Origin of the sequence: Mesorhizobium sp. M1E.F.Ca.ET.045.02.1.1 (assembly GCF_003952485.1) — a bacterium.
Taxonomy (GTDB): Bacteria; Pseudomonadota; Alphaproteobacteria; order Rhizobiales; family Rhizobiaceae; genus Mesorhizobium.
On sequence record NZ_CP034447.1, the window covers coordinates 2,656,924 to 2,679,710 of the forward strand.

Annotated in this window: 20 protein-coding genes, 1 pseudogene and 1 riboswitch; of the genes and pseudogenes, 8 read left to right on the forward strand and 13 right to left on the reverse strand. The window is 65.0% G+C overall.

Annotated elements, in window-relative coordinates; all coding sequences use genetic code 11:
• Positions 1-16 precede the first annotated feature (16 nt).
• Positions 17-1,057 (reverse strand): endonuclease/exonuclease/phosphatase family protein, encoded by a 1,041-nt coding sequence (locus EJ070_RS12915; RefSeq protein WP_126091710.1) that lies wholly within the window; start codon positions 1,055-1,057, stop codon positions 17-19.
• Between the two features lie 266 nt (positions 1,058-1,323).
• On the opposite strand from EJ070_RS12915, the gene EJ070_RS12920 reads away from it, so the two are divergent.
• The 5 genes from EJ070_RS12920 (at position 1,324) to EJ070_RS12940 (ending at position 6,520) form a co-directional block, all read left to right on the forward strand.
• Positions 1,324-2,676, forward strand: a complete 1,353-nt coding sequence (locus tag EJ070_RS12920) for an extracellular solute-binding protein (protein ID WP_126091711.1) — start codon at positions 1,324-1,326, stop codon at positions 2,674-2,676.
• A 105-nt stretch (positions 2,677-2,781) separates the two neighbouring features.
• Entirely contained in the window at positions 2,782-3,666 is an 885-nt protein-coding gene (locus EJ070_RS12925; RefSeq protein ID WP_126091712.1) for an ABC transporter permease subunit, read from the forward strand.
• A gap of 7 nt (positions 3,667-3,673) precedes the next feature.
• Positions 3,674-4,588, forward strand: a complete 915-nt coding sequence (locus EJ070_RS12930; RefSeq protein ID WP_126091713.1) for an ABC transporter permease subunit — start codon at positions 3,674-3,676, stop codon at positions 4,586-4,588.
• Between the two features lie 11 nt (positions 4,589-4,599).
• A complete protein-coding gene (gene ugpC / locus EJ070_RS12935) occupies positions 4,600-5,700 on the forward strand; it encodes a sn-glycerol-3-phosphate ABC transporter ATP-binding protein UgpC (protein WP_126091714.1) in 1,101 nt (366 codons plus the stop codon).
• A gap of 22 nt (positions 5,701-5,722) precedes the next feature.
• Positions 5,723-6,520, forward strand: a complete 798-nt coding sequence (locus EJ070_RS12940) for a phosphodiesterase (protein WP_126091715.1) — start codon at positions 5,723-5,725, stop codon at positions 6,518-6,520.
• Between the two features lie 23 nt (positions 6,521-6,543).
• Here the strand turns inward: EJ070_RS12940 and EJ070_RS12945 are convergent, their stop codons facing one another.
• The 9 genes and pseudogenes from EJ070_RS12945 to EJ070_RS12985 all read right to left on the reverse strand — a co-directional run bounded on the left by EJ070_RS12945 (position 6,544) and on the right by EJ070_RS12985 (position 15,953).
• The gene (locus EJ070_RS12945) at positions 6,544-7,626 is read right to left on the reverse strand and encodes an ABC transporter ATP-binding protein (protein WP_126091716.1); all 1,083 of its coding nucleotides are present in this window, start codon (positions 7,624-7,626) and stop codon (positions 6,544-6,546) included.
• Complete coding sequence (locus tag EJ070_RS12950) at positions 7,623-9,197, reverse strand: iron ABC transporter permease (RefSeq protein ID WP_126091717.1); 1,575 nt, start codon at positions 9,195-9,197, stop codon at positions 7,623-7,625. The genes EJ070_RS12945 and EJ070_RS12950 overlap by 4 nt, the downstream gene beginning before the upstream one ends.
• Positions 9,198-9,370: 173 nt before the next feature.
• Positions 9,371-10,378: an iron ABC transporter substrate-binding protein gene (locus EJ070_RS12955; protein WP_126091718.1), complete on the reverse strand. Its 1,008-nt coding sequence runs from the start codon at positions 10,376-10,378 to the stop codon at positions 9,371-9,373.
• Positions 10,379-10,773: 395 nt separating this feature from the next.
• The gene (locus EJ070_RS12960) at positions 10,774-11,367 is read right to left on the reverse strand and encodes a HupE/UreJ family protein (RefSeq protein WP_210211976.1); all 594 of its coding nucleotides are present in this window, start codon (positions 11,365-11,367) and stop codon (positions 10,774-10,776) included.
• Positions 11,368-11,417: 50 nt separating this feature from the next.
• Positions 11,418-11,954: a hypothetical protein gene (locus EJ070_RS12965; RefSeq protein WP_126091719.1), complete on the reverse strand. Its 537-nt coding sequence runs from the start codon at positions 11,952-11,954 to the stop codon at positions 11,418-11,420.
• A 2-nt stretch (positions 11,955-11,956) separates the two neighbouring features.
• Positions 11,957-13,165 carry an agmatinase family protein gene (locus EJ070_RS12970; RefSeq protein WP_126091720.1) on the reverse strand — a complete coding sequence of 403 codons (1,209 nt, stop codon included), beginning with the start codon at positions 13,163-13,165 and terminating at the stop codon, positions 11,957-11,959.
• An 11-nt stretch (positions 13,166-13,176) separates the two neighbouring features.
• The gene (locus EJ070_RS12975) at positions 13,177-13,986 is read right to left on the reverse strand and encodes an ATP-binding cassette domain-containing protein (protein ID WP_126091721.1); all 810 of its coding nucleotides are present in this window, start codon (positions 13,984-13,986) and stop codon (positions 13,177-13,179) included.
• Positions 13,983-14,885 carry an ABC transporter permease gene (locus EJ070_RS12980; protein ID WP_245464864.1) on the reverse strand — a complete coding sequence of 301 codons (903 nt, stop codon included), beginning with the start codon at positions 14,883-14,885 and terminating at the stop codon, positions 13,983-13,985. Before EJ070_RS12980 ends, EJ070_RS12975 begins: the two co-directional genes overlap by 4 nt.
• Positions 14,886-14,896: 11 nt before the next feature.
• Positions 14,897-15,953: pseudogene (locus EJ070_RS12985) on the reverse strand (putative urea ABC transporter substrate-binding protein).
• Positions 15,954-16,054: 101 nt separating this feature from the next.
• Positions 16,055-16,170: riboswitch (guanidine-I (ykkC/yxkD leader) on the reverse strand.
• 303 nt (positions 16,171-16,473) lie between these two features.
• Between EJ070_RS12985 and EJ070_RS12990 the strand changes: the two are divergent.
• From EJ070_RS12990 to EJ070_RS13000, 3 genes are all read left to right on the forward strand, one after another.
• A complete protein-coding gene (locus tag EJ070_RS12990; protein WP_126091722.1) occupies positions 16,474-17,007 on the forward strand; it encodes a sigma-70 family RNA polymerase sigma factor in 534 nt (177 codons plus the stop codon).
• A 1-nt stretch (position 17,008) separates the two neighbouring features.
• Positions 17,009-17,647, forward strand: coding sequence for an NrsF family protein (locus EJ070_RS12995; RefSeq protein ID WP_126091723.1), 639 nt, complete (start codon positions 17,009-17,011; stop codon positions 17,645-17,647).
• Positions 17,648-17,787: 140 nt separating this feature from the next.
• Positions 17,788-19,749: a PAS domain S-box protein gene (locus tag EJ070_RS13000; RefSeq protein WP_245464865.1), complete on the forward strand. Its 1,962-nt coding sequence runs from the start codon at positions 17,788-17,790 to the stop codon at positions 19,747-19,749.
• Between the two features lie 31 nt (positions 19,750-19,780).
• Here the strand turns inward: EJ070_RS13000 and EJ070_RS13005 are convergent, their stop codons facing one another.
• From EJ070_RS13005 to EJ070_RS13015, 3 genes are all read right to left on the reverse strand, one after another.
• Positions 19,781-20,659 (reverse strand): 3-hydroxybutyryl-CoA dehydrogenase, encoded by an 879-nt coding sequence (locus EJ070_RS13005; RefSeq protein WP_126091724.1) that lies wholly within the window; start codon positions 20,657-20,659, stop codon positions 19,781-19,783.
• A gap of 272 nt (positions 20,660-20,931) precedes the next feature.
• The gene (locus EJ070_RS13010) at positions 20,932-21,861 is read right to left on the reverse strand and encodes an electron transfer flavoprotein subunit alpha/FixB family protein (RefSeq protein ID WP_126091725.1); all 930 of its coding nucleotides are present in this window, start codon (positions 21,859-21,861) and stop codon (positions 20,932-20,934) included.
• 23 nt (positions 21,862-21,884) lie between these two features.
• Complete coding sequence (locus EJ070_RS13015; RefSeq protein ID WP_126091726.1) at positions 21,885-22,634, reverse strand: electron transfer flavoprotein subunit beta/FixA family protein; 750 nt, start codon at positions 22,632-22,634, stop codon at positions 21,885-21,887.
• Between the last annotated feature and the right edge of the window lie 153 nt (positions 22,635-22,787).

Sequence of the window (22,787 nt, forward strand, 5' to 3'; positions counted from 1 at the left end):
CGATTTAGCGCGATGCTCACCCCAAACGGACGGTGACGATCAGTGCCTCATGGTCGGAACTCGGGCTGCCGTCGGGCAGCACCGCCGGCAGGGTGGCCGGAGCGCTTGCCGCAAGGCCGCGCGTGAAGAACCAGTCGATGCGGCCGATCGGCGTCGGGTCTCCCGCCGCTCGCCGCTGGGTCGGCCGGTCGAGCGTGTTGGCGTCGCGCCAGCCATAGCCGCGCTCGGCAAACACCTGGAACAACGGTTCGTGGCGTTCGACCTTGATCAGCCGGTCGGGTTCGGCCGCGATCCTGGCGCGCCATGCGACCGGGTCGTCGTGACGCTCTTCATGGCTGGCGGTCAGCGTGTTGAAGTCGCCGCCGATCAGCACAGGCGCTTCCGCGTCGTATCTGTCGATGGCATCGAGGAGATGGCGTATCTGGTCGGCCCGGCCGGCGGGATCGGTGCGGTTTTCGAGATGCACGGAAACGATTGTCACCCGGCGCTCGCCGACCAGCACCTGGCCGCCGATCGCCATCCGCCCGCCGATGCGCGGCTGGCCGCGCTCCGGCCGGAACCAGCCGCCGGCGGCATCCAGCCGAATGAGGAACGGCCGCAGCAGCGGCACTGCGCTGGTCACGGCATTGCCGTGGAAGCCTTCGGTATTCTCGGCTTTGCCGGCTGCCGTCCGCTCCGTTTCATTGCCGGCGCCCAGCTCGACGAACTCGACGCCATAGGCGAAGGCATGGCCGAGCCGGTCGGCAAGCCGGCTCAGCGGATGACCGTTGCCGGTGCGTGCCATGCCCTTGTCGACCTCCGACAGCAGGACGACGTCCGGCGCCTGGCCGGCGATCATTACGGCAATCGCTTCGACATGGCGAAGCCGCTCGACGTTCCAGGCCATCACGGTCAGGCTCTCGCCGGCGCTGCCCCGGGATGTCCTGCCGCCGATCTCGATCTCGCCGAGCGCCGGAATGGCGGCCGCGTGGCGCAGGTGGGTGGCGCTGTCGCGCGGACCTTCCCGCATCGCCTGGCGTTCGGCGATCGGGACATGGGTCAATTGCGCGACAAGCATGTCATTCGTCCAATTCAGCTGGCGTCCAAATTTAGCCGGTTAATCACGGGCGGCCTTTACGCCACTTTTTGGCGCTCTAGCTTCCTAGACCGCCGATATGACGTTTTCATGCCGGCACCACCGCCGAAGGGGAGGAGAGACCGGCTGTCCACAGGGCCCAACCTACCAGTCCGGGGGCCACAACAGAACTGTCACATACCTTCTCTAAGAGAGCGGCAGGGACTTGCGCCAAACCTTGTCAAACTGCCACTCAAGAGGGAAAAACCATGACGATCATCAAGCGGGGCCTCGCTGCCCTTGCCGCAGGCGCGCTCAGCGCCGCGTTCGCGGCGCCTGCCTTTGCAGAGCCGGTCAAATTCGACTTCTGGTTCGGCCTGTCGGGCGATCTCGCCCGCGTCGTCGACACGCTGTGCAAGAACTTCAACGCCTCGCAGTCCGACTATGAAGTGGTCTGCACCAGCCAGGGCAACTACGACGCCACGCTGCAGAACACCATCGCCGCCTTCCGCGCCGGCAAGCAGCCCACTGTCGTCCAGGTCTATGACGTCGGCACCGCCACCATGATGCTGTCGGGCGCCTACAAGCCGGCCGACAAGCTGATGGAAGAGAACGGCTACAAGATCGACTACAGCGACTATTTCCCCGGCATCGCCCGCTACTACGCGACCTCGAAGGGCGAGATGCTGTCCTTCCCGTTCAACTCGTCGACGGCGCTGATGTACTGGAACAAGGACGCCTTCGCCAAGATCGGCAAGACCGAGGCGCCGAAGACCTGGGAAGATGTCGGCGCCGACCTCAAGGCACTGAAGGACGCCGGCTACGATTGCCCGATGGCGATCAACATCTCCGGCAACGAAAGCTGGCAGTTGATGGAGCAGTTCTCGGCCATCCACAACCAGCCGATCGCCAGCAAGAACAACGGCTATGACGGCCTCGACGCCCGCCTGGAAATGAACAAGACCAAGTTCGTCCAGTACGTCACCGACTTGAAGAAGTGGTACGACGACGGCCTGATCAAGATCAAGTCGAAGGACCTCGGCCAGGATATGGTGCAGGCCTTCGCCACCGGCACCTGCCAGGTCATCATGACCTCGGTCGGCGACCACGGCACGGTCGGCAAGACCCAGAAGGAAGGCATGAACTGGGATGTCGCCGAGCTGCCGGTCTATGCCGGCACCGAGCGCAAGAACTCGCTGGTCGGCGGCGCTTCGCTGTGGGTGCTCTCCGGCAAGTCGGACGCCGAATACAAGGGCGCGGCCGCCTTCCTCAACTTCATCCACGACCCCAAGACCGCTTTGTTCTGGTCGACCAACACCGGCTATATCCCGGTGACCAAGTCGGGCTTCGAATACATGAAGGCAAGCGGCTTCTACGACAAGGCGCCTTACAAGGGCCGTGAAGTGGCAATCGCCAGCCTGACCGCCTCGGAGCCGACCGAAATCACCCGCGGTATCCGCCTCGGCAACTTCACCCAGATCCGCGCCGAGTTCGGCACGCAGATGCAGGCGATCTTCGCCAACAAGGAAAGCGTGCAGGACGGCATCGACGCGCTGGTCAAGAACGGCGACGCCATCCTCGACCGCTTCCAGCAGACCTATCCCAACAAGACGCTGCCCTGATTTCCTACGCAGCCATGGCCGTCCGCCGAGAATCGACGGGCGGCCGTTTCACATCTAGTTTGTTCGCGGAAGGCGGGCTGGCGGTTTAACGGCGTCGGCGGATCGATGGAAAAACGCGTCACTTTCGGCAGATGGACGATCGGCATCCTGTTCGCGGTGCCGCAGCTCCTGCTGATCTTCACCTTCTTCTATTGGCCGGCCGGCCAGGCGGTCTACTGGTCGCTGACGCTGCAGCAGCCCTGGGGCGGCGGCAACATCTGGGTCGGGCTCGACAATTTCCGCTCGATCCTCGCCAACGCCGACTACTGGAACTCGATCACCGCCAGCCTTGTCTTCGCCGGCATCAGCACCGGTCTTGCGATGGTCATCGCGCTGGTGCTCGCCACGCTGACCGACCGCCAGCTTGCCGGCTCACGTCTTTACCGTGTCGTGCTGATCTGGCCCTACGGCATCGCAGCACCGGCGCTGGCGCTGGCGTTCCGCTTCATCCTGGCGCCGGAAGCCGGCTTCATGGCCGCCGTCAACAAGTTCTGGCCGGGCTTTTGGGATCCCGGCCTCAACGGCGCCGACGCCATGGCCTCCGTCATCATCGCCTTCTCGTGGAAATATGTCGGCTACAACTTCATCTTCTTCCTCGCCGCGCTGCAGGCGATCCCGCGCTCGCTGATCGAGGCGGCGGCGATGGACGGCTCGGGCGTCGTCCGCCGCTTCTGGGACATCCAGTTCCCGCTGATCACGCCGACGATCTTCTTCCTCCTGGTCATCAACATCACCGAAAGCTTTCAGGATTCCTTCGGCATCGTCGACATCATGACCGCCGGCGGCCCGGCGAACGCCACCAACCTGATGGTCTACAAGATCTATTCCGACGGCTTCAGAGGCCTCGACTACTCAGGCGCGGCCGCGCAGAGCATCATCCTGATGCTGCTCATCATCGTGCTGACCATCGTCCAGTTCCGCTTCATCGAGCGGCGCGTGCATTATCGCTGAGGCGGCCATGGTCGAGCGTACCCCTATCCTCAACTTCTTCACGCATCTGATTTTGTTCGTCGGCTTCGTTTTCTGCGTGGCGCCGTTCGTCATCGTGGCGATCGCCGCCTCGCACAATCTGAAGGACGTCAACGACGTGCCGATGTCGCTGCTGCCGGGCAGCGACTTCTGGGTCAACATCAAGACGGCCTGGACGACGGCCGGCCTCGGCCCGAAGCTCTTCAACAGCTTCATCATGGCGGCGGGCGTCGCCGCCGGCAAAGTGATCATCTCGGCGCTGACCGCCTTCTCGATCGTCTATTTCCGCTATCCCGGGCGGACGCTGATCTTCTGGCTGATCTTCGTCACGCTGATGCTGCCGCTCGAGGTGCGCATCGTGCCGACCTACGCGGTGGTCGCCAACGTGCTGTCGCCCTATCAGGCGATCATGGACGTCACCGGGCTCTCCTGGCTGATCGAGAAGGTGTCCGGCGTTCAGGTCTCGCTCAGCCTCGGATTGCTCAATTCCTACACGGGCCTGATCATGCCGTTGATCGCCACCGCTACCGGCACCTTCCTCTACCGCCAGTTCTTCCTGACGGTGCCCGACGAACTGACGGAGGCCGCGCGCATGGACGGCGCCGGCGCGCTGCGCTTCTTCATCGATATCCTCTTGCCGCTGTCGCGCAACAACATGGCGGCGCTCGGCACCATCATGTTCCTGTGGGCCTGGAACCAGTATCTGTGGCCGCTACTCATCACCACGGATCAGTCGCACGCGACGGCGGTGACGGAACTCAAGCAGCTCATCCCCAATGTCGGCGGTGCGCCGGAATGGCATATCGCCATGGCCGGCACGCTGATCGTCATGCTGCCGCCGCTGATCGTCGTGGTGCTGATGCAGCGTTGGTTCGTGCGCGGCCTGATCGCCACGGAAAAATAAGGAGACGGACAATGGCCTCCATCACCATCCGCGATGTCCGGAAAAGCTACGCCAAGATGCAGGTCGTGCACGGCGTCGATCTCGACATCAAATCCGGCGAATTCGTCGTCATCCTCGGGCCGTCGGGCTGCGGCAAGTCCACGCTGCTGCGCATGATCGCGGGGCTGGAGGAGATTTCCGACGGCACGATCGCCATCGACGGCACGGTCGTCAACAAGCTCGAGCCGCGCGAGCGCGGCTGCGCCATGGTGTTCCAGAACTACGCGCTCTATCCGCATATGAGCGTGGCCCAGAATATCGGCTATTCGCTGAAGGTGGCCGGTGTTCCGGCGGCGGAACGAACCCGGCGCATCCAGGCCGTCGCCCGCATCCTGGAGCTCGAGCATCTGCTCGACCGCAAGCCGACGGCGCTTTCCGGCGGCCAGCGCCAGCGCGTCGCCATGGGCCGCGCCATGATCCGCGAGCCGAAGGTCTTCCTCTTCGACGAACCGCTCTCCAACCTCGACGCCAAGCTGCGCGTGCAGATGCGTTCGGAAATCCGCAAGCTGCATCGGCGCCTCAACGCCACGTCCGTTTTCGTCACCCATGACCAGGTCGAGGCGATGACGCTTGCCGACCGGCTGGTGGTGATGAATGGCGGCCGCGTCGAGCAGGTCGGCACGCCGGCGCAAGTCTACAGCCGGCCGGCGAGCCGCTTCGTGGCGACCTTCGTCGGCGCGCCGGCCATGAACATGCTCGAAGGGACGGTCACGCTCGACGGGCTGTCGCTGCTTGGCGGCAGCCGCAAGCTAAACGTTTCCCGCGCCGGCCTTCCCGTCGGCTCGAAGATCGCGGTCGGCATCCGGCCCGAGGCCGTGCGCATGGTGGCGCCTGGAACGCCGAGCGCGCTCGGCGCAACGGTCGACCTCGTCGAGGAACTGGGTGCCGGCCGGGTCGTCTATGTCGATCTCGACGGCGCGCCATTCTCCGTGGTGACCTCCGAGACCGTCCATCCCGAGCCGGGCAGCGCGATCGGCCTCCAGTTCGCGGAGAGCGACCTGCACTTCTTCTCGTCGGAGAACGGTGGCAGGCTCGACGTCTTCAAGGCTTCGGTGCCGGAGCCTGCGCTGTAAGGGTCGATAGAGGGTTCACGGAATGAAGATCATCCAGATCACCGACGTCCATCTCGGCCGTCGGGGCGAGGTCCGCTTTGGTGCGGACCTGCATGAGCGGCTCGACCGCTGCATCGATCATATCAATGCACGCAACGGCGATGCAGCGCTTTGCGTGTTCACCGGCGACCTGACCGAGTCGGGCGAGGCCGGGAGCTATGCCGATCTGAAATCGGCGCTCGGCCGGCTCTCCGTGCCCTACCGGCTGCTGCCGGGGAACCACGACCGGCGGGCGAACCTCATCGCCGCCTTTCCGGAAAGTCCGGTCGACGACAACGGCTTCGTGCAATCGGTCTTCGATACGCCGGAGGGGCGGCTGGTCTTCCTCGACAGCCTGGCCGAAGGCCGCGTCACCGGAGAACTGTGCGACAACCGCCTGGGTTGGCTCGACGCACGGCTTGCCGAGGCAGCAGGCAAGCCGGCCTATCTCTTCCTGCACCATCCGCCAGTGGAACTTGGCCTGACAATCCTCGACCCGCTCGGCCTCGAACAGCCGCAGCGCCTGCTCGATGTGCTCACGCGCCACGGCAATGTCCGCTACATCTTCTTCGGCCACGTCCATCGCGACATCGCCGGCACTGTCGCCGGCATTCCGTTCTCGGCGCAGCGCGGCCTGAATGCCCGCTTCATGCTCGATCTTGTCGGCGACGAGGTGGTCGAGCAGGCGCCGCCCGCCTATTCGATCATCCTGATCGATGGGCAGCGCGTCGTCGTGCACAGCCATGATTTCCTGGAGAGCTGGCCCCTCTGGTCGCCGCAGACAGGCGAACAGGTGCGGTAGAGCAACCGCGACCAGCCTGCGATTCAGGCGAACACGTGCGCCTTGCCGGTGACGGTGAGGCGCACGATCTCGCCGACCGTCGGCGCGTCCATGCCGGTCTTGCGCAGGATGAGCGGCGTGTTGCCGATCGCGGCCGCATCGGGCGGGTCGGGGCTGTTGAGCAGCCGCACCGCGATGGTGCAGACCGAGCCGGCGAATTCGGAGTCCGTCACTTCGCCGAACAGCATGTCCGGCGTCCCCGACATGCCCTCGCGCGTGGTTCGCTTGAGCAGCACCTGCTCGGGCCTGAGCATGATGCGGGCGACGTCGCGCCGCTCGGCAATGTCGACGGCGATACGGCCGAGCGGCGAGATGGCGAAGCCGTCGGCGATCTTGGCCGGGACAATGATGGCATCGCCGAGGAACTCGGCGACCATCCGGTCCTTGGGCTGGAAATAGAGCTCGCGCGGCGTGCCGACCTGCGAGAACAGGCCGTCGCGCATGACGGCGACCTGGCTGGCGAAGGACAGCGCCTCGGCCTGGTCATGGGTGACCAGGATGGTGGTGATGCCCGCCTCCTCCAGAAGCTCGGCGACAGCCTTGCGCATGGAGGCGCGCAAGCCTGTGTCCAGCGCCGAGAAGGGCTCGTCGAGCAGCATCAGCCTCGGCTTCATCGCCATCGCGCGGGCAAGCGCCACGCGCTGCTGCTGGCCGCCGGAAAGCTCGTGCGGCCGGCGTTTCAAGACAGCCTTGTCCAGCCCGACGATATAGGCGAGCTCGACGATGCGCTCCATGCGCTTGTCCTCGCCGCGCGCCATGCCGAAACCGATATTGTCGGCGATGGTGAGATGCGGGAACAGCGCGCCGTCCTGCGCCACCACGCCGATGCCGCGGCGATATGCCGGCACGGCGGCGCCGCCATTGGCGAGCACCTTGCCGTCGAGCGCGATGCGGCCGCGATCCGGCGCCTCGAAACCGGCGATCAGCCTGAGCAAGGTCGTCTTGCCGCAACCGGACGGGCCGACAATCGCGGTGCGGCTGCCGCTTTCGACGGTGAGGTCGACGCCGGCCAGCGCCGCCACCTTGCCATAGTATTTCGCCACATCGTTGAGTTCGAGGAAGCTCATCGCCCAGCCATCCGCTTCGACTGGACATAGAGCATCAAGGTCATCGGCAGCGACATCGCGACCATGATCAGGGCGTAGGGTGCTGCGGAGGCGTAGTCGATCTCGCCGCTGTAGGACCAGAACGCCATCGCCAGCGTGCGGGTGCCGTTCGGCGCCAGCATCTGGGTGGCGGTCAGTTCATTGGTGATGCCGAGCGCCACCATCGCCATGCCCGCCGCGGCACCTGGCGCCGACAAGCGGATCGTCGTCGCCCACAGCGCCTTGAGCGGCGACCGGCCGAGGCTCGAGGCGGCGCGCTCGAGCTCCACCGGCGCCTGCGCGATCGAGGCGCGCAGGCTGACCAGCGCGCGCGGCAGGAACATCAGCGCATAGCCGAAGAGAATGGTGAACAGCGTCTGATAGAGCGGCAAGGCGATGCGCACGGTGATGGTTACCAGCGCCAGCGCGATGACGACGCCGGGCAGCGATCCGACGATGTAATTGCAGCTCTCGAGCAGCCGCTGCAAGGGGCCCGGCGCGCGGATCGATATCCAGGCCATCGGCATCGCGGCGATGGTGGCAAGCAGCGCGCCGGCGATGGCGAGGAACAGAGTCTGGCCGAGCGCCAGGCCGATCTCGTCCCAGCGCCAGACATCGACGCCGCCGGCGAGCAGCCAGCGGCCGACCGTGACGAATGGAACGCCGAGCGTGAGCAGCGCGGTGGCGGCGGGCAAAAACAGGCAAGGCAGCTTGGCGCGGCCGAGCCGGGCGCGCTGCTGCTGGCGCGCGGCGCCGGAGCCGACGCGCGCATAGCGCTCCTCGCCGCGCACGATCACTTCCACGCCAAGCATCACGAAGCAGCAGGCAACCAGCACGGCGGCGAGCATGTTGGCCGCCGGGCCGTTGAAGGTCGACTGGAACTGATCGACGATCGCGGTCGTGAAGGTGTCGAAGCGGATGAAGACATAGAGGCCGTATTCGGCAAGCAGATGCAGGCCGACCAGCAGCGAGCCGCCGCAAATGGCCAGCCTCAATTGCGGCACCACGACGCGGGCGAAAACGCGCCACGGGCCGAGGCCAAGGGCGGCGGCCGCATCCTCCAGCGCCGGGTCGAGCCGGCGCAGCGCCGCCGCGATCGGCAGGTAGAGGAACGGGAAATAGGCGATGACCGAGATGAGGACGCCGGCCCAGAGCCCATGCAGGCCGGGCACCAGGCTGATCCACGCATAGCTGTGGACGAAGGCCGGGATGGCGAGCGGCGCTACCGACAGCCAGGACCACAGGCGGTTGCCGGGCAAGTCGCTGCGCTCGGTCAGCCAGGCGAGCGCCACCGACAGCGCGATGGCGATCGGCACCGCCACGAGGACGAGCAGGATGGTGTTGACCAGAAGCTCGCCGACGCGCTGACGGAAGATCAGCGCCGCCACGGTCTCCCAGCCCGTCTGGATTGCCGTCCAGACGATGAAGGCAAGCGGCAGCAGCGCGATCAGCGAGATCAGGGCGGCCGCAAGCGTGATCCAAGACGCGGATCTTCGGCTCTGCGTTCCGGCAGCCGGCAAGCCTGACGGCGTAAGGTCGATCGCGGATGCCATCAGAGGATATGCATCGCCATGCGAGATGGATGAAGGCGATCCGATGAGCCGCTGATGCGGCAGGAAAGGCAGCTGATCGTCATCGACGAGGCCATCTCCAAAACAAAAACGCTCCCGCGGAAAGCGAATTCCCGCAGGAGCACGGTCGGTTGTCCTTTTAGGACGAACGCGAACTAAAGCAAGCCGGCTTGCGTCATCAGGTCGATGACCTTCTTGGAGTTCAGCGTCGCCGGATCGACTTTCGGCGCCTGCAGGTCAGGCAGCGGCACCAGCTTCGGGTTGGACCCGGCATCCTTGCCGACCGCATATTCGTAAGACGTGCCGGTCTTCAACACCTCCTGGCCCCCCTTGCCGGTCACCCACTTCAGGAACGCCTGGGCTTCCTTCGGATGCTTGCTCGAGGCCAGCACGCCGCCGCCGGAGATCGACACGAACGCGCCCGGATCCTGGTTCTTGAAATAGTGCTGCCCGATATTCTTGCTGTTCTCGCCGGTCTTGGCCTGATCGCCGAAGTAGTAATAGTGGTAGATCACGCCGCCATCGATCTCGCCGGCATTGACGGCCTTCATCACCGTGCTGTTGCCCTTGTAGGCGGTGGAGTTCTCCTTCATGGCTTTCAGCCAGTCGGCGGTCGCGGCCTCGCCCTTGAGCTGAAGCATTGCGCTGACGATGGCTTGGAAATCGGCGCCGGACGGCGAGGCGGCCCAACGGCCCTTCCAGCTCGGATCGGCAAGATCGAGCAGCGACTTGGGCAGTTGCTCTTCCTTGAGCTTGTCCTTGTTGTAGACAAAGACGGTGCTGCGCGCTGCAACGCCCACCCATTTGCCGGTCGACGGCTGGTATTCCTTCGGCACCTGGGCGAGGGTGTCGGCTTCGACCGGCGCGAACAGGCCGGCCGCCTCGACCAAGGCCATTGCCGGCGAGTTCTCGGTCAGGAACACGTCGGCCGGCGAAGCGGCGCCTTCGGCGACGATCTGGTTGGAAAAGTCGCTGTCGCCGCCGTTGCGCAGCGTGACCTTGATTCCGGTTTCCTTGGTGAAGCCCTTCGCCCATTCCTTGGCGAGGCTCTCATGCTGGGCATTGTAGACAATGATGCCTTTATCCTCCGCGTTTGCCGGGCCGGCGATCAGGCCGAGCGCCAGCGCGGCGGCGCCGGCGAGAATGGAAAGCGCAAGTTTCATGGGGCATCGTCCTCAAATCTGGAGACAGGGTTCAAGCACGGCTGCACTACCAATACCTGATAGTGATAGTCAACATTGTGAGGGTGGCTCATTCCGTCGCGGAGGCGTGAAAGCCGGCGCCACGCGGACAATTCCATGTGAATGGTGTGCGGCGGGATATCGCGGAGCGCCTGGCGGTGCCCGACGGCCATTCGTTCTTTCAAGCCGAGCAATGTCCGATCGCACGGGGCCCGTAATACCGGGTCCCGTGGGGCGGGGTTGCCGGGCGAACGCGGTCAGAGCCGTTCGGCTCGTACCTTCAGGATATGATACAGCAGCTCTCGAACGCGCCGCCAGATCGTCAATGGTCTGGGCATGGCTCCGCCTTCCGTTCGCGCGATCCTTGAGCCGCCGGTTCAGATGAGCTGCGCGGCCAGCGCCACTCCGACCAGCGAGGTGCCGATCCCCGCCGCGCGGATGGCGGCCGGCCGGCTCCGCAACGTCAGGGCGGCCAGCGCTCCGGTCGCGTGCAAAGCCAAGGTGCTGGCCAGGAAGCCGATCGCATAGGCCATGCCACCGACCGTCTCCGGAATCTCAAGACCATGGGCGTTGCCGTGGAAAAGGCCGAAGAGCGCCGTCAGCGTTGCTGCGAGGGCAAGCGGAAACGGCCTGGCGAGCGCAACCATGGCGCCGAAAATCACCAGCGACAGCGCGACCCCGGACTCCAGCGACGGCAAGACGGTACCGGCGATCCCCAGCATGGTCCCCGCGACCATCGCCGCGACGAAACACGCCGGCACGAGGATGGCGGCCCTGCCGCCGGTTCGCGCCGCAATGATGCCGACCAGTAGCATCGCAAGCAGATGGTCGATGCCGGCCAGCGGGTGTTGAAGGCCGCTCAAAAGGCCGTGGACATGAAAGCCCCCGCTGTGAGCGAAGGCCAGTGACGGTATGAGAACTGCCGCGGCCGCGGGAGCAAGCCTGGTGAGAATCGAAAGCATCCTGTTCATGGGTCTGAACCTTGTTTGAAAGGGAGAGGATCCGGGGTCAAAACCGGCGTTCACTGCCCGGGCATAGCGATTTCGGCCGCCGCGGACCTGTCGATCAGAAGCCGTGCCTCGCTGAAATCGAGAGGCCGCTGGCCATTGCCGTCATGATAGACGAATGCCAGGCGGCGTCGGTGTGACGTCAGCTTCGCGGGCAGCGGGTTGTAGGTCAGGCCGGCGCCACCGATCAGCGGCATCACGGCGCCGACATCGACGATATCCTGCGTCTCGACCCGCAGCAGGTGCAGGCGGCTGCCGTCGGCGGTTTCGCCGAGGAACGGAATGCCGGCGAGCCGCAGGAAACTGGATGGATCGGGTGCCCGCGCGAACCCGTCGAGAAAGGCTGTCTCAACGAGATCGAGATCGGTCGCGCGCTGATCGGCCGGCTCGGGCGCACGGTCGCGCGGCAAATGCGGCGTCTGCCACTGCAACGGTTTGCCGGCCGGCCCGTTGTGGCCGACGGCGTGCGGATGGTGATGGTGGCCGGTCGGGCCGTGATGGTGGTGGTGGTCGCCATGATCGTGGCTGTGATGATGATGGTCATCGTGCATGGTCAAAAGCTCGTCGGCTTGTCGATGATGGATTTGTGCTTGCCCAGCGTGCCATGGGCGACCATCGAGCCGAGCGCCTCGACGACGACCCGCACACCGAACAGCGCAGTGATGTCCGAGGTGTCGTATGGCGGCGAAACCTCGACCACTTCCAGCCCGCAAATGCCGGGCGCCGAGACCAGCCCGAGCAGCTTCAGCGCCTCGCGCGGCAGGAAGCCGCCAGGCTCGGGCCAGCCCGTGCCTGGCACGAAACCACAGTCGACGCTGTCGACGTCGAAGGAGATGTATACGGCGTCCGCGTCCTTCCACGCCAGTTCGAGCGCGATCTCCGCCGTCTTCTCCAGCCCCATCTGCTCGATGTCCGAAATCGTCAGTACGTTGGTGCCGCGCTTCCTAGCCTCGGCCACGCCATAGCGGGGCACTTGCCAGCCGCCGATGCCAAGCTGCACCAGATTGGCGGCCGAGACGTTCGGCAGGTTGGTCGCCCAATACCAGGGCGTGGTGTGCATGCGCTCGTCGAGATCCTTTTCCTGGATATCGATGTGGCGGTCGAAATGGATGATGCCGATGCGCTTCGAGGTGACGTCGGCGATGCCGCGCACGCAGGGGAACCCGATCGAATGATCGCCGCCCAGCATGATCGGCAGCGCGCCCGAGGAGGCGACGTGGCTGACGCCCTTGGTGATCTGGTCGAAGCTCTTTTCGAGATTGGCCGGAATGGTGAAGACGTCGCCGGCATCGCACAGCGTCATCTGCTCGCGCAGGTCGACGCCCAGCTCGTAGTTGTAAGGCGTGTAGAGTGCCGAGATGCGACGGATGCCCTGCGGCCCGAAACGGGTTCCTGGGCGGTAGGTGGTGCCGCTGTCGAAGGGAATGCCCATGACGGCAGCGTCATATCGGCCGACATCGCGGACATTCTCGACATAGGGCGCCTTGAGGAAGGTGTTGATGCCGGCGAAATGCGGCAGTTCGCCGCGCGCGAAGGTCGGGATTGACTTGTCGGTGATCGAATCCGATCCCGGCAGACCCATGTCCAGCGCCCATTTCTGTTCCTTGCGCCAGCCGTCCTCGGGCAGCTTTCCTTCCGCCTCGATCGACTTCCAGCCCTGCATGTCGCGGATCTCGAAGTTGGGATGATGCAAGCGCTGGCGCGGCTGGCGATCAAACAGCCCAGCCCGGCGATGCCGGCGCGCTGGAATGTCTCTGTGCATGAAAACCTCCGTTACGACGCCGTCGTCGTGATTGCGTTGTCCAGTCGGGTCGTCCCGACCATCGCGGCCACTTCGGCCACTTCTCGTGCGGAAGCCCGGCTCTTGTGGTCGAGCTTCAGATCGTAGGTGATCGTCGCGCCGTAGGCGGACGGAAACTGGGGGTCGTGGCGCACCTTGTCGAAGACAAGCACGCGGGTGCCGAGCTTGAAGGCCTCGCCGATGTCGTGGGTGACCATGACCACCGTCATGCCGTGCTCGTTCCAAAGCTCGGTCAGCAATTCGTGCATCTCGACGCGGATGCCCGGATCGAGCGCCCCGAACGGCTCGTCGAGAAGCAGGATCTGCGGCCGGCCGAGCAGCGTCTGGGCGATCGCCAGCCGCTGCTGCATGCCGCCGGAGAGCGATGCAGGATAGAGGTCGCGCGCATGAGCGAGGCCGACGCGCTCCAGCATTGTTTCGGCCTCCTGCCTCGCGCGTCTGCGCCTGGCGCCAAAGACGCGGCCGAAAGGTCCGCCGGAGCGGAAGTCCTCGACCAGCAGCAGGTTCTGCAGCGCGGTCAGATGCGGAAACACCGAGTAGCGCTGGAAGACGATGCCGCGCTGCGGCGTCGGTTCCGGCACGATCGGCCGGTCTCCGATGACGACCACGCCGCCACTCTGCTGCTCCTGGCCGAGCAGGATGCGCAGGAAGGTCGATTTTCCGCAGCCGCTGGCGCCGACCAGCGACAGGAATTCGCCAGGCTCGGCGGTGACGCTCACGCGCTCCAGCACGCGGGCGTCGCCGTAGCTCTTTTCCAGGCCGTGGACGACGATGCGGCTCATTTGCCCGACCCCGGATGAGCCCAGGGGGAAACCACGTGCGAGAGCCGCGCGAGCAGCCAGTCGGTGGCGACGGCGAGCAGCGTTATCCAGACGACGTAGGGCAGGATGACGTCCATCGACAAGTAGCGCCGGACGAGGAAGATGCGGTAGCCCAGCCCCTCGGTCGAGGCGATGGCCTCCGCCGCGATCAGAAACAGCCAGGCCGGTCCGAGCGCCAGCCGCACGCAGGTGATGAGGCGCGGCATGGTTTGCGGCAGCACCAGCCTCAGAACCATGGTCCAGCTGTTGCCGCCGAGCGTCTGTGCCTTGGCGATGAGCTCGGGCGGCAGTTCCATGACCCGGTTGGCGATGTCGCGCACCATGACCGGTGCCACGCCAATGGCGATCAAGGTGATCTTGGCCGTTTCGCCGAGGCCGAGCGCGATGAACAGGATCGGCAACAGCGCCAAGGGCGGGATGACGCAGACAACGGTGACGAAGGGCAGGAGAAACGCCCTGACGCGCGGGATGAAGCCGATGGCGATGCCAAGCAAGAGCGCCACCAGTGTCGCCAAGCCGACGCCGGCGAACAGCCTGACCAGGCTGGCATAGGTGTCGGCCCACAGGATCAGGTCGCCGGAGCGCTTGTCCGGCACGGTCGCCAAATCGAAGAACGCCGACCACATCTGTGCCGGGGAAGGCAGCAGCTTGTCATTGGCGTTGACGGCCAGCCGTTGCGCCGAAGCGGACAGATAGGCCACGGCAACGGCCGCGAAGGGCAGCGTGCCAAGCAACACCGCTCCGCCACGCGAGACCGTGGCGTTGATCAGGCGAAGCCGTGTCTTCGGCACGCTGGGGGGCGGGCTGGCTGTGTTCGCGCCCGCCCCGGCTTGCACGGCACCGGTTCCTCTGGCCAGCATGACGATCGGTCCTAGAGCGTTCCGGCCGCCGCCTCCGCCATGAAGGCCGGGTCGAACCGCAGCTTGACGTTGCCGGCATCGCCCAGCGTCGAGCCGTCGGGGAAGCTCATGCCGATCACGTCGACAGTGGGCGCTTTGGTGCCCAGAATGCCGTGGCTGAACAGGAAGTTGCGGACGAGATCCATCGTCTTGGGCAGTTCGGCGCCCTTGGTGAACTCAACCGCCTTGGCCGGCTCGAAGAACATCGCCGTCGATGCGAGCTGGGCATCGAAGCCGGCAAGATCGGTGCCGGACGCCTTGGCCATCTCTTCCTTGGCCGCTTTGCCTTCGGGCATGCCGGAGGTCATCAGGGCCATCGCTTCGTACCATGCGCCGACGAGCGCCTTGCCGAGCGCCGGATTGTCCTTCAGCGTCGCGGTGTTGACGACCATCAGGTCGATGATCTCGCCGGGGATCTGTGTCGAATCGAATACCTTGTGGGCGCCCGGCATGGCGACGATTTCCGAGACCAGCGGATTCCAGGTGACGACCGAGGTGACGTCGCTGGTGCCATAGGCGGCGACCATGTCGGCATCGGAGGTGTTGACCACGGTGATGTCCTTCTCTGCGAGCCCGACCGTATCCAACGCGCGCGCCAGCAAGTAGTGCGAGACCGAGAGCTCCACGAGGTTGACCTTCTGGCCGGCAATGTCCTTGAGCGCGGTCTTGTCCTTGAGGATGACGGCATCGTTGCCGTTGGAGAAGTCGCCAACGATCAGCGCGGTGGTATCGACGCCGCCTCCGGCGGGGATCGACAGCGCGTCCATATTGGTCATCGAGCAACCGTCGAAGCCGCCGGCAGTGTACTGGTTGATGCTCTCGACGTAGTCGTTGATGCGGGTGATCTCGACGTTGATGCCGTATTTGTCGGCCCATTTCTTCATGATGCCGCTGTCGGCGAGATAGCCCCATGGCATCCAGCCGACATAGATCGACCAACCTGGTCTTCTTGGGCGCCGCTTGCGCGGCCGGGATCAAGGGAAGGCTGAGTGACGCGGCCAGGACGATTGCAGCCAGCTTGCGAAGCATTGCGTACCCCTTTTTGCGGTCCGGATTGCATCCGGACTTTTTGTTGGGGGTTCACGGAGCGCGCATCCGGGAGAGGTTCGCGCCAGCAAACCCGTGCAGGGTTCTCCCGGGATTTTGGCCCGCCGTGTTCCGCCGGATGCCTCAATGCATCCCTGGCGGTTGCGTCTCTCGGACCAGCACCGTGATCGACACGGCCGGAACCCTAGACGCTCTGCACGCCGGTTACGAAGCAAGGGCCATGCCAATCTGAAAGCGCCTGCCTGAGGCTGTTTTCCTGGGTTCTGGCGGCGATCGCGGCATGCCTATGGCGCAAAAATCATCGCAGCGCCGCCGAAATAAGCAGCATCGTGTCGTGCGACCGTCTCGGACATTGCGTGGGCCGCGCCGTTTCGCGAAATTTGAAAAGGCGCGGCGGTCGCCGCAAACTTTCGTGATTTTCCGGTACTTTGGCTTGGACATTATTTCGTTGGCCACGTAACAAACCAGGGCCGAGACGCGAACATTCGGGGGTAAACTTCTTGTGACGCAGGACGAGGCCGAACTATCCCGGCTGCTCAGGGCCGCGATCGCGGGAGACGAAAGGGCTTATGCCGACTTTCTGCACCGGATAGCCGCCCTCGTTCGCGGCTTCGTCCGGCGCAAGATCGTTCAGGGCGGGGTCGACCCCGAGGATGTCGTGCAGGAAACCTTGCTGGCCATTCATGTCAAACGGCACACCTGGCGCGAGGATGCTCCGGTTCTCCCGTGGGTCTATGCGATCGCCCGTTTCAAGCTGATCGACGCGTTCCGTCGGCGAGGCCGGCGCATCGAGGTCGAGATCGACGAGATCGCCGAGACTTTCGCCGAACCGGAAGCGGAGACCGTCAGCGAGCGCGACATCGCCAGGGCCCTGGATGGCCTGCCGCCTGCGCAGCGTTCGGTGGTCTCTTCGATTTCGGTCGATGGCCGCTCGATCGGCGAAACGGCGGCCAAGCTCGGCGTCAGCGAGACGGCGGTCAGGGTGTCGCTGCATCGCGGCCTTGCCGCGATCGCGAAAAGGTTCGGACAACAGTGACATGAGAACCGAAGACCTCATCAAGGCGCTCGACGCCGATGCGCGCAGCAAGGCGATGCCGCAGGATTCGGCCTGGTGGCTGGCGGTCGCTGCGGCGGCGGTGATCGGGGCGACGGTCTTCTGGCTGACCATCGGCCCGCGTCCCGACATCATGGCCGCCATGCACACGATGCGCTTCCTCGCCAAATTCGTCTTCACCATCGCGCTCGGTGTCAGCGCCTTCGCCCTGATTCGGGCGTTGTCGACCCCCGGCGCGTCGACAGCCCGGGCGGCTGCCTGGATGGCCGTCGCGCCGCTGCTGGTTGTCGTGGCCGTGGCTCTGGAACTGTTTGCCGTGCCTTCGCCTGAGTGGGGCAGGAGGCTGGTCGGCACCAACTGGTACATCTGCCTGACCTTCATCCCGCTGATCGGCATCGGCCCGCTCGCGGTCTTTCTCGCGGCGCTGCGTCACGGCGCGCCGACGCGGCCGATGCTGGCGGGCGCGGTCGCCGGCCTGCTCGCCGGCGGACTCTCGGCGACCTTCTATGCCGCGCATTGCTTCGACGATTCGCCGCTGTTCGTCGCCATCTGGTACACGCTCGCCATTGTCATCCTCACAGCGCTCGGCGCCATAGGTGGGCGGCTTTTCGTCCGCTGGTAGGTTCGCACACCGATCCTTAATCATGCCGGCAATTGTTTGCCGGTTAGCGGAGCGGTCGCTGCCGTTCGCGCAACCATTCCTTAAAATCGATCCTCCAGGGTTGCGGCAGCGTGCAGTTGCGTATTGGGTGGGATCGCATTGTGGCATGGTCGAGTTGGAAAGGTCCGCGGGCCGGCAAGCGCGCCGTGCCCGTCTTGATGACAGCCGGCATCATTGCCGTGGCGGCCTCGATTCTGTCGCCGGGCTTTCAGCCTGGCGTCGCGGCGCTCAGGTTGTGCCTGCAGCTTTCGATTGCCGTCATCGGAGCGTCGCTTTTCCTTTTCGCACTGTTCATTCGCCGGATCGCGGATGACCATCGGCAGATCGCCGAGAGCGAGCAGCGCTTTCGCCGCGCGATGGAGGATTCGGCGATCGGCGTCGCCATCGTCGGACTCGACGGCCGTATCCTCCAGACCAATCCCGCCTTCGCGGCGATGCTCGGTTACAGCCGGGCGGAAATCGAGGCGCTGACGTTCTTTCAGATCACGCATCCCGACGATCTGCAGATCGGCCGCGAGACGATGATCGCGCTCAAGGAGGGAAAGATCGATTCCTTCCATTTCGAGAAGCGCTACCTCAAGAAGGATGGCACTCCCGTCTGGGCGCAGCTTGCCGGGTCGGTCATCCGCGAAGAGGAGACCCATCGCCCGCTCTATCTCGTGTCGCAGATCGAGGACATCGATGCGCGCAAACGGGCCGAAGCGCGCATCGCCGAAGCCGAGACCCGCTGGAACTTCGCGCTGACCAGCGCCGGGCAGGGTGTGTGGAGCCTCGATGCGCGCAAGGGCGGCACGACCTATTCCGAAACCTGGGTGAGGATGCTGGGCTACGCGGATGGCGAGCTCGACGGCGATCCCGATCGCTGGCTGACGATGATCCACCCGGACGACCGCGAGCTCGTCGCCGAGGCGGACCGGGCGCATCTTGCCGGCGAGACGCCTTTCTTCGAGGCCGAGTTCCGGATGCGCCACAAGGAGGGCCACTGGGTCTGGATCCTCGACCGCGGCAAGGCGATCGAGCGCGACGGCGAAGGCCGGCTGATCCGGGCCATCGGCAGCCTGACCGACATCACCCAACGCAAGCAGGCCGAAGAACGCCTCAAGGTTTCGGCGGCCATGCTGGCCGACGAGAAGGAGCGGCTCAAGGTGACGCTGCAGTCGATCGGCGACGCGGTGATCTGCACCGATGCAGCAAACCGCATCACCTTCATGAATCCGGTCGCCGAAAAGCTGACCTGCGTTGCCGCCGGCGACGCGCTGGGCAAGGTGCTCGGCCATGTCTATTGGGCGGTCGACGAGGAAACCGGGCAGAGGATCGGCCTGACGCGGCCCTCGGCAGTCGACCGCCAGCACTGCGACCAGAACACCCGCGCCGTTCTGGTCCGGCGCGATGACACACGCTGCAGCATCCGCCAGGTGGTGTCGCCGATCATGAACGACCGCGACGAATTCTGCGGGCTGGTCATCGTCTTCCAGGATTTCACCGATGCGCGCGCTCTGCAGCGCCAGCTCGCTTACGCCGCCGCCCACGACGCGCTGACCGGGCTCGCCAACCGCTCGAGCTTCATCCGCACGATGGAGGAGTTGGTCGATCAGTGCCGTCTCAACGGCGGCGAGCACCAGTTCATGTTCGTCGACCTCGATCATTTCAAAGCGGTCAACGACACCGGAGGCCACGCCGCGGGCGATGCGCTGCTGAAGAGCATTGCCGATGCGATCCGCAACGGGCTTGGTCCAGAAGATATCGTTGCCCGCCTCGGCGGCGACGAGTTCGCCGTCATCCTGAAGTCAGGCGCGCCGACGAGGGCGATGATCGCGGCGCGCTCCATCATCGACGCCATCCGCAACCTGAATTTCAGCTGGGACGGCCGCCCGCATTCGATCGGCGCCAGCATCGGGCTCGCACCGATCCGCGCGGACTGCGGCGAGGTGGACGAGATCATCGCCCGTGCCGACGCTGCCTGCTATGCCGCGAAGGCGGCCGGCCGCGGCTGCGTTTCGGCAGCTCCGGACGAAGTCTCGAAGGACGAGGCGATGCCTCTACCGCTTGCCGCGGCATCCTGAGCGCCGCGCGGGAGGGCGTTCAATCGCTGGCTCAGCGCGTCGGCACCGGATGGTCGCCGCGATAGTCGTAGAAGCCGCGTCCGGTCTTGCGACCCAGCCAGCCGGCCTCGACATATTTCACCAGCAGCGGGCAGGGGCGGTATTTGGAATCCGACAGGCCCTCATGCAGCACCTGCATGATCGACAGGCAGGTGTCGAGGCCGATGAAATCGGCAAGCTGCAGCGGCCCCATCGGATGATTGGCGCCGAGCCGCATGGCGGTGTCGATGGCGTCGACCGTGCCGACGCCCTCATAGAGCGTGTAGATCGCCTCGTTGATCATCGGCAGCAGGATCCGGTTGACGATGAAGGCCGGGAAATCCTCGGAGACGGTGATCGTCTTGTCGAGGTGGTTGACGAAGGCCTTGGCCGCTTCGAAGGTCTTATCCTCGGTAGCGATGCCGCGCACCAGCTCGACCAGCTTCATCACCGGCACCGGGTTCATGAAATGTATGCCGATGAAACGCTCCGGCCGGTCGGTCTGCGCGGCGAGCCGGGTGATCGAGATCGACGAGGTGTTGGTCGCCAGGATCGCTTCCGGGTTGAGCTGCGGACAGAGCTGGGCGTAAATCTTGCGCTTGACCGTCTCGTCCTCGGTCGCCGCCTCGATCACGAGGTCAGCAGCGGCAAGATCGGCCATCGCCGCGGCGGATGAGATCCGCCCCATCGCCTCATTGCGCGCCTTCTCCTCGAGCTTTCCGGAGCCGACCTGTCGGGCCATGTTGCCGCTGATGGTGGCGATGCCTTTCTCGATCCGGTCGGACGTGACGTCGTGGATCAGAACCTTGTAGCCAGCGAGCGCCGCGACATGGGCGATGCCGCCCCCCATTTGGCCCGCGCCGACAATGCCGATCGTCTCGATCTTGCTCATTACCCCGATCCCGTCTGGAGCATTTCCGCTTTTGCGAAGCGTTGAAATGCTCCCATCTTTTGTTTCCCGCAATTCCGGACGGAAAAACGCGACGCACTCTCCCTGGAATTGCCTTCTTTGTTTGTCGCAATTCCGGACGGAAAACCGCCAGGCACTTTTCCTGGAATTGCTTGAGGCCTTGGCGGCCTGCTTTTTGTGCAGCGCAAACTAAAAGGGCGGGGCGACTTCGTCTACCCCACCCTTCGGATTTTAATATGCCTGAGCGGAAGGCGTCAAAGCGCCTTTTGCAGTTCCGGCAGAATGACGAAGAGATCGCCGACGAGGCCGTAGTCGGCGACCTGGAAGATCGGCGCCTCCTCGTCCTTGTTGATGGCGACGATGACCTTGGAATCCTTCATGCCGGCAAGGTGCTGGATGGCGCCGGAGATGCCGCAGGCGATGTAGAGATCCGGCGCGACCACCTTGCCGGTCTGGCCGACCTGCCAGTCGTTGGGGGCGTAGCCGGCGTCGACAGCGGCTCGGGATGCGCCAACGGCGGCGCCGAGCTTGTCGGCGACGGGCAGGATGACTTCCTGGAACTTCTCCGCCGAACCCAGCGCGCGGCCGCCGGAGATGATGATCTTGGCCGAAGTCAGCTCCGGACGGTCGGTCTCGGAAAGCTTGTTCTCGACGAAGGTGGAGAGGCCCGGATTGGCGGCCGCATTGACCGTCTCGACCGAAGCCGAGCCGCCCTCGGGCGCAGCCTGGAAGGAGGCGGTGCGCACCGTGATCACCTTCTTGGCGTCGGTCGCCTGCACGGTCTGGATGGCGTTGCCGGCATAGATCGGCCGCTTGAAGGTGTCGGGCGAGACCACCTCGATGATCTCGGACACCTGCGCGACGTCGAGCAGGGCCGCGACGCGCGGCGAGACGTTCTTGCCGACCGATGTGGCCGGCGCAACGATGGCGTCATACGAGCCGGCGAGCGAGACCACGAGGGCGGCCAGCGGCTCGGCCAGGCGCTCGGCGAGCTCATCGGCCTCGGCCAGCAGCACTTTGCGGATGCCTTTCAGCTTGGCGGCGGCGTCGGCGGCAGCCTTGGCGCCCTTGCCGGCGACCAGCACGTCGACGTCCGAGCCGATCTGCAGGGTCGCCGACAGCGCCTTGGCGGTCTGGTCGGAAAGGGTTGCGTTGTCGTGTTCGGCGATGAGGAGAATTGCCATTTTTCTTATCCTTTCCCGATGCCTTACAGAACGCCGGCTTCGTTCTTCAGCTTCTCGACCAGCTCGGCCACGCTCTTGACCTTGACGCCCGCCTTGCGGCCGCCGGGCTCCTCGGTCTTGATGACCTTGAGGCGCGGCTTGACGTCGGCGCCGTAGTCGGCCGGGCTCTTCTCGTCGAGCGGTTTCTTCTTGGCCTTCATGATGTTGGGCAGCGAGGCGTAGCGCGGCTGGTTGAGGCGAAGGTCGGCGGTCACGATCACCGGCATCTTCAGCTCTACCGTCTGCAGGCCGCCATCGACCTCGCGCGTCACCTTGGCATGATCGCCGGCGAGTTCCACCTTGGAGGCGAAGGTCCCTTGAGCCCAGCCAAGCAGCGCCGCCAGCATCTGGCCGGTCTGATTGCTGTCATCGTCGATCGCCTGCTTGCCGAGGATGACGAGGCCGGGCTTCTCCGCCTCGACCACGCCCTTCAGCACCTTGGCGACGCCGAGCGGCTCGGTCTGCTCGTCGGTCTTGACCAGGATGGCGCGGTCGGCGCCCATGGCGAGCGCGGTGCGGAGCGTCTCCTGCGCCTGCTGCGGGCCGATCGACACGACAATGATCTCCTCGGCCTTGCCGGCTTCCTTGATCCGGATCGCTTCCTCGACCGCGATCTCGTCGAACGGGTTCATCGCCATCTTGACGTTGGCGAGCTCGACGCCCAGTCCGTCGGCCTTCACCCGGACCTTGACGTTGGCATCCACAACCCGCTTCACGGGCACAAGGATCTTCATTTTCCTGTCACCTCTCTTGAGATAGTCGGGCGCGCTATAGCAGTGCGCGCCTTGTCAGAGTTGTCGAAAGCCGACATTCCGGGCGGAATTCTGGTCTTCGACCGCCAAGAACCTGTTCCACCCCGATCCTTCGATTGTGCATGGTCTTTTCCG

Bases quoted from the DNA above. Each gene is read 5' to 3' on its own strand.
- EJ070_RS12995 (WP_126091723.1), top strand. From the start codon at position 17,009: ATGAGAACCGAAGACCTCATCAAGGCGCTCGACGCCGATGCGCGCAGC.
- EJ070_RS13005 (WP_126091724.1), bottom strand. From the start codon at position 20,659: ATGAGCAAGATCGAGACGATCGGCATTGTCGGCGCGGGCCAAATGGGG.
- EJ070_RS12940 (WP_126091715.1), top strand. From the start codon at position 5,723: ATGAAGATCATCCAGATCACCGACGTCCATCTCGGCCGTCGGGGCGAG.
- EJ070_RS12970 (WP_126091720.1), bottom strand. From the start codon at position 13,165: ATGCACAGAGACATTCCAGCGCGCCGGCATCGCCGGGCTGGGCTGTTT.
- EJ070_RS12945 (WP_126091716.1), bottom strand. From the start codon at position 7,626: ATGAGCTTCCTCGAACTCAACGATGTGGCGAAATACTATGGCAAGGTG.
- EJ070_RS12920 (WP_126091711.1), top strand. From the start codon at position 1,324: ATGACGATCATCAAGCGGGGCCTCGCTGCCCTTGCCGCAGGCGCGCTC.
- EJ070_RS12950 (WP_126091717.1), bottom strand. From the start codon at position 9,197: ATGGCATCCGCGATCGACCTTACGCCGTCAGGCTTGCCGGCTGCCGGA.
- EJ070_RS12930 (WP_126091713.1), top strand. From the start codon at position 3,674: ATGGTCGAGCGTACCCCTATCCTCAACTTCTTCACGCATCTGATTTTG.
- EJ070_RS12955 (WP_126091718.1), bottom strand. From the start codon at position 10,378: ATGAAACTTGCGCTTTCCATTCTCGCCGGCGCCGCCGCGCTGGCGCTC.
- ugpC (WP_126091714.1), top strand. From the start codon at position 4,600: ATGGCCTCCATCACCATCCGCGATGTCCGGAAAAGCTACGCCAAGATG.
- EJ070_RS12975 (WP_126091721.1), bottom strand. From the start codon at position 13,986: ATGAGCCGCATCGTCGTCCACGGCCTGGAAAAGAGCTACGGCGACGCC.
- EJ070_RS12925 (WP_126091712.1), top strand. From the start codon at position 2,782: ATGGAAAAACGCGTCACTTTCGGCAGATGGACGATCGGCATCCTGTTC.
- EJ070_RS13015 (WP_126091726.1), bottom strand. From the start codon at position 22,634: ATGAAGATCCTTGTGCCCGTGAAGCGGGTTGTGGATGCCAACGTCAAG.
- EJ070_RS12980 (WP_245464864.1), bottom strand. From the start codon at position 14,885: ATGCTGGCCAGAGGAACCGGTGCCGTGCAAGCCGGGGCGGGCGCGAAC.
- EJ070_RS12960 (WP_210211976.1), bottom strand. From the start codon at position 11,367: ATGAACAGGATGCTTTCGATTCTCACCAGGCTTGCTCCCGCGGCCGCG.
- EJ070_RS12915 (WP_126091710.1), bottom strand. From the start codon at position 1,057: ATGCTTGTCGCGCAATTGACCCATGTCCCGATCGCCGAACGCCAGGCG.
- EJ070_RS12965 (WP_126091719.1), bottom strand. From the start codon at position 11,954: ATGCACGATGACCATCATCATCACAGCCACGATCATGGCGACCACCAC.
- EJ070_RS13010 (WP_126091725.1), bottom strand. From the start codon at position 21,861: ATGGCAATTCTCCTCATCGCCGAACACGACAACGCAACCCTTTCCGAC.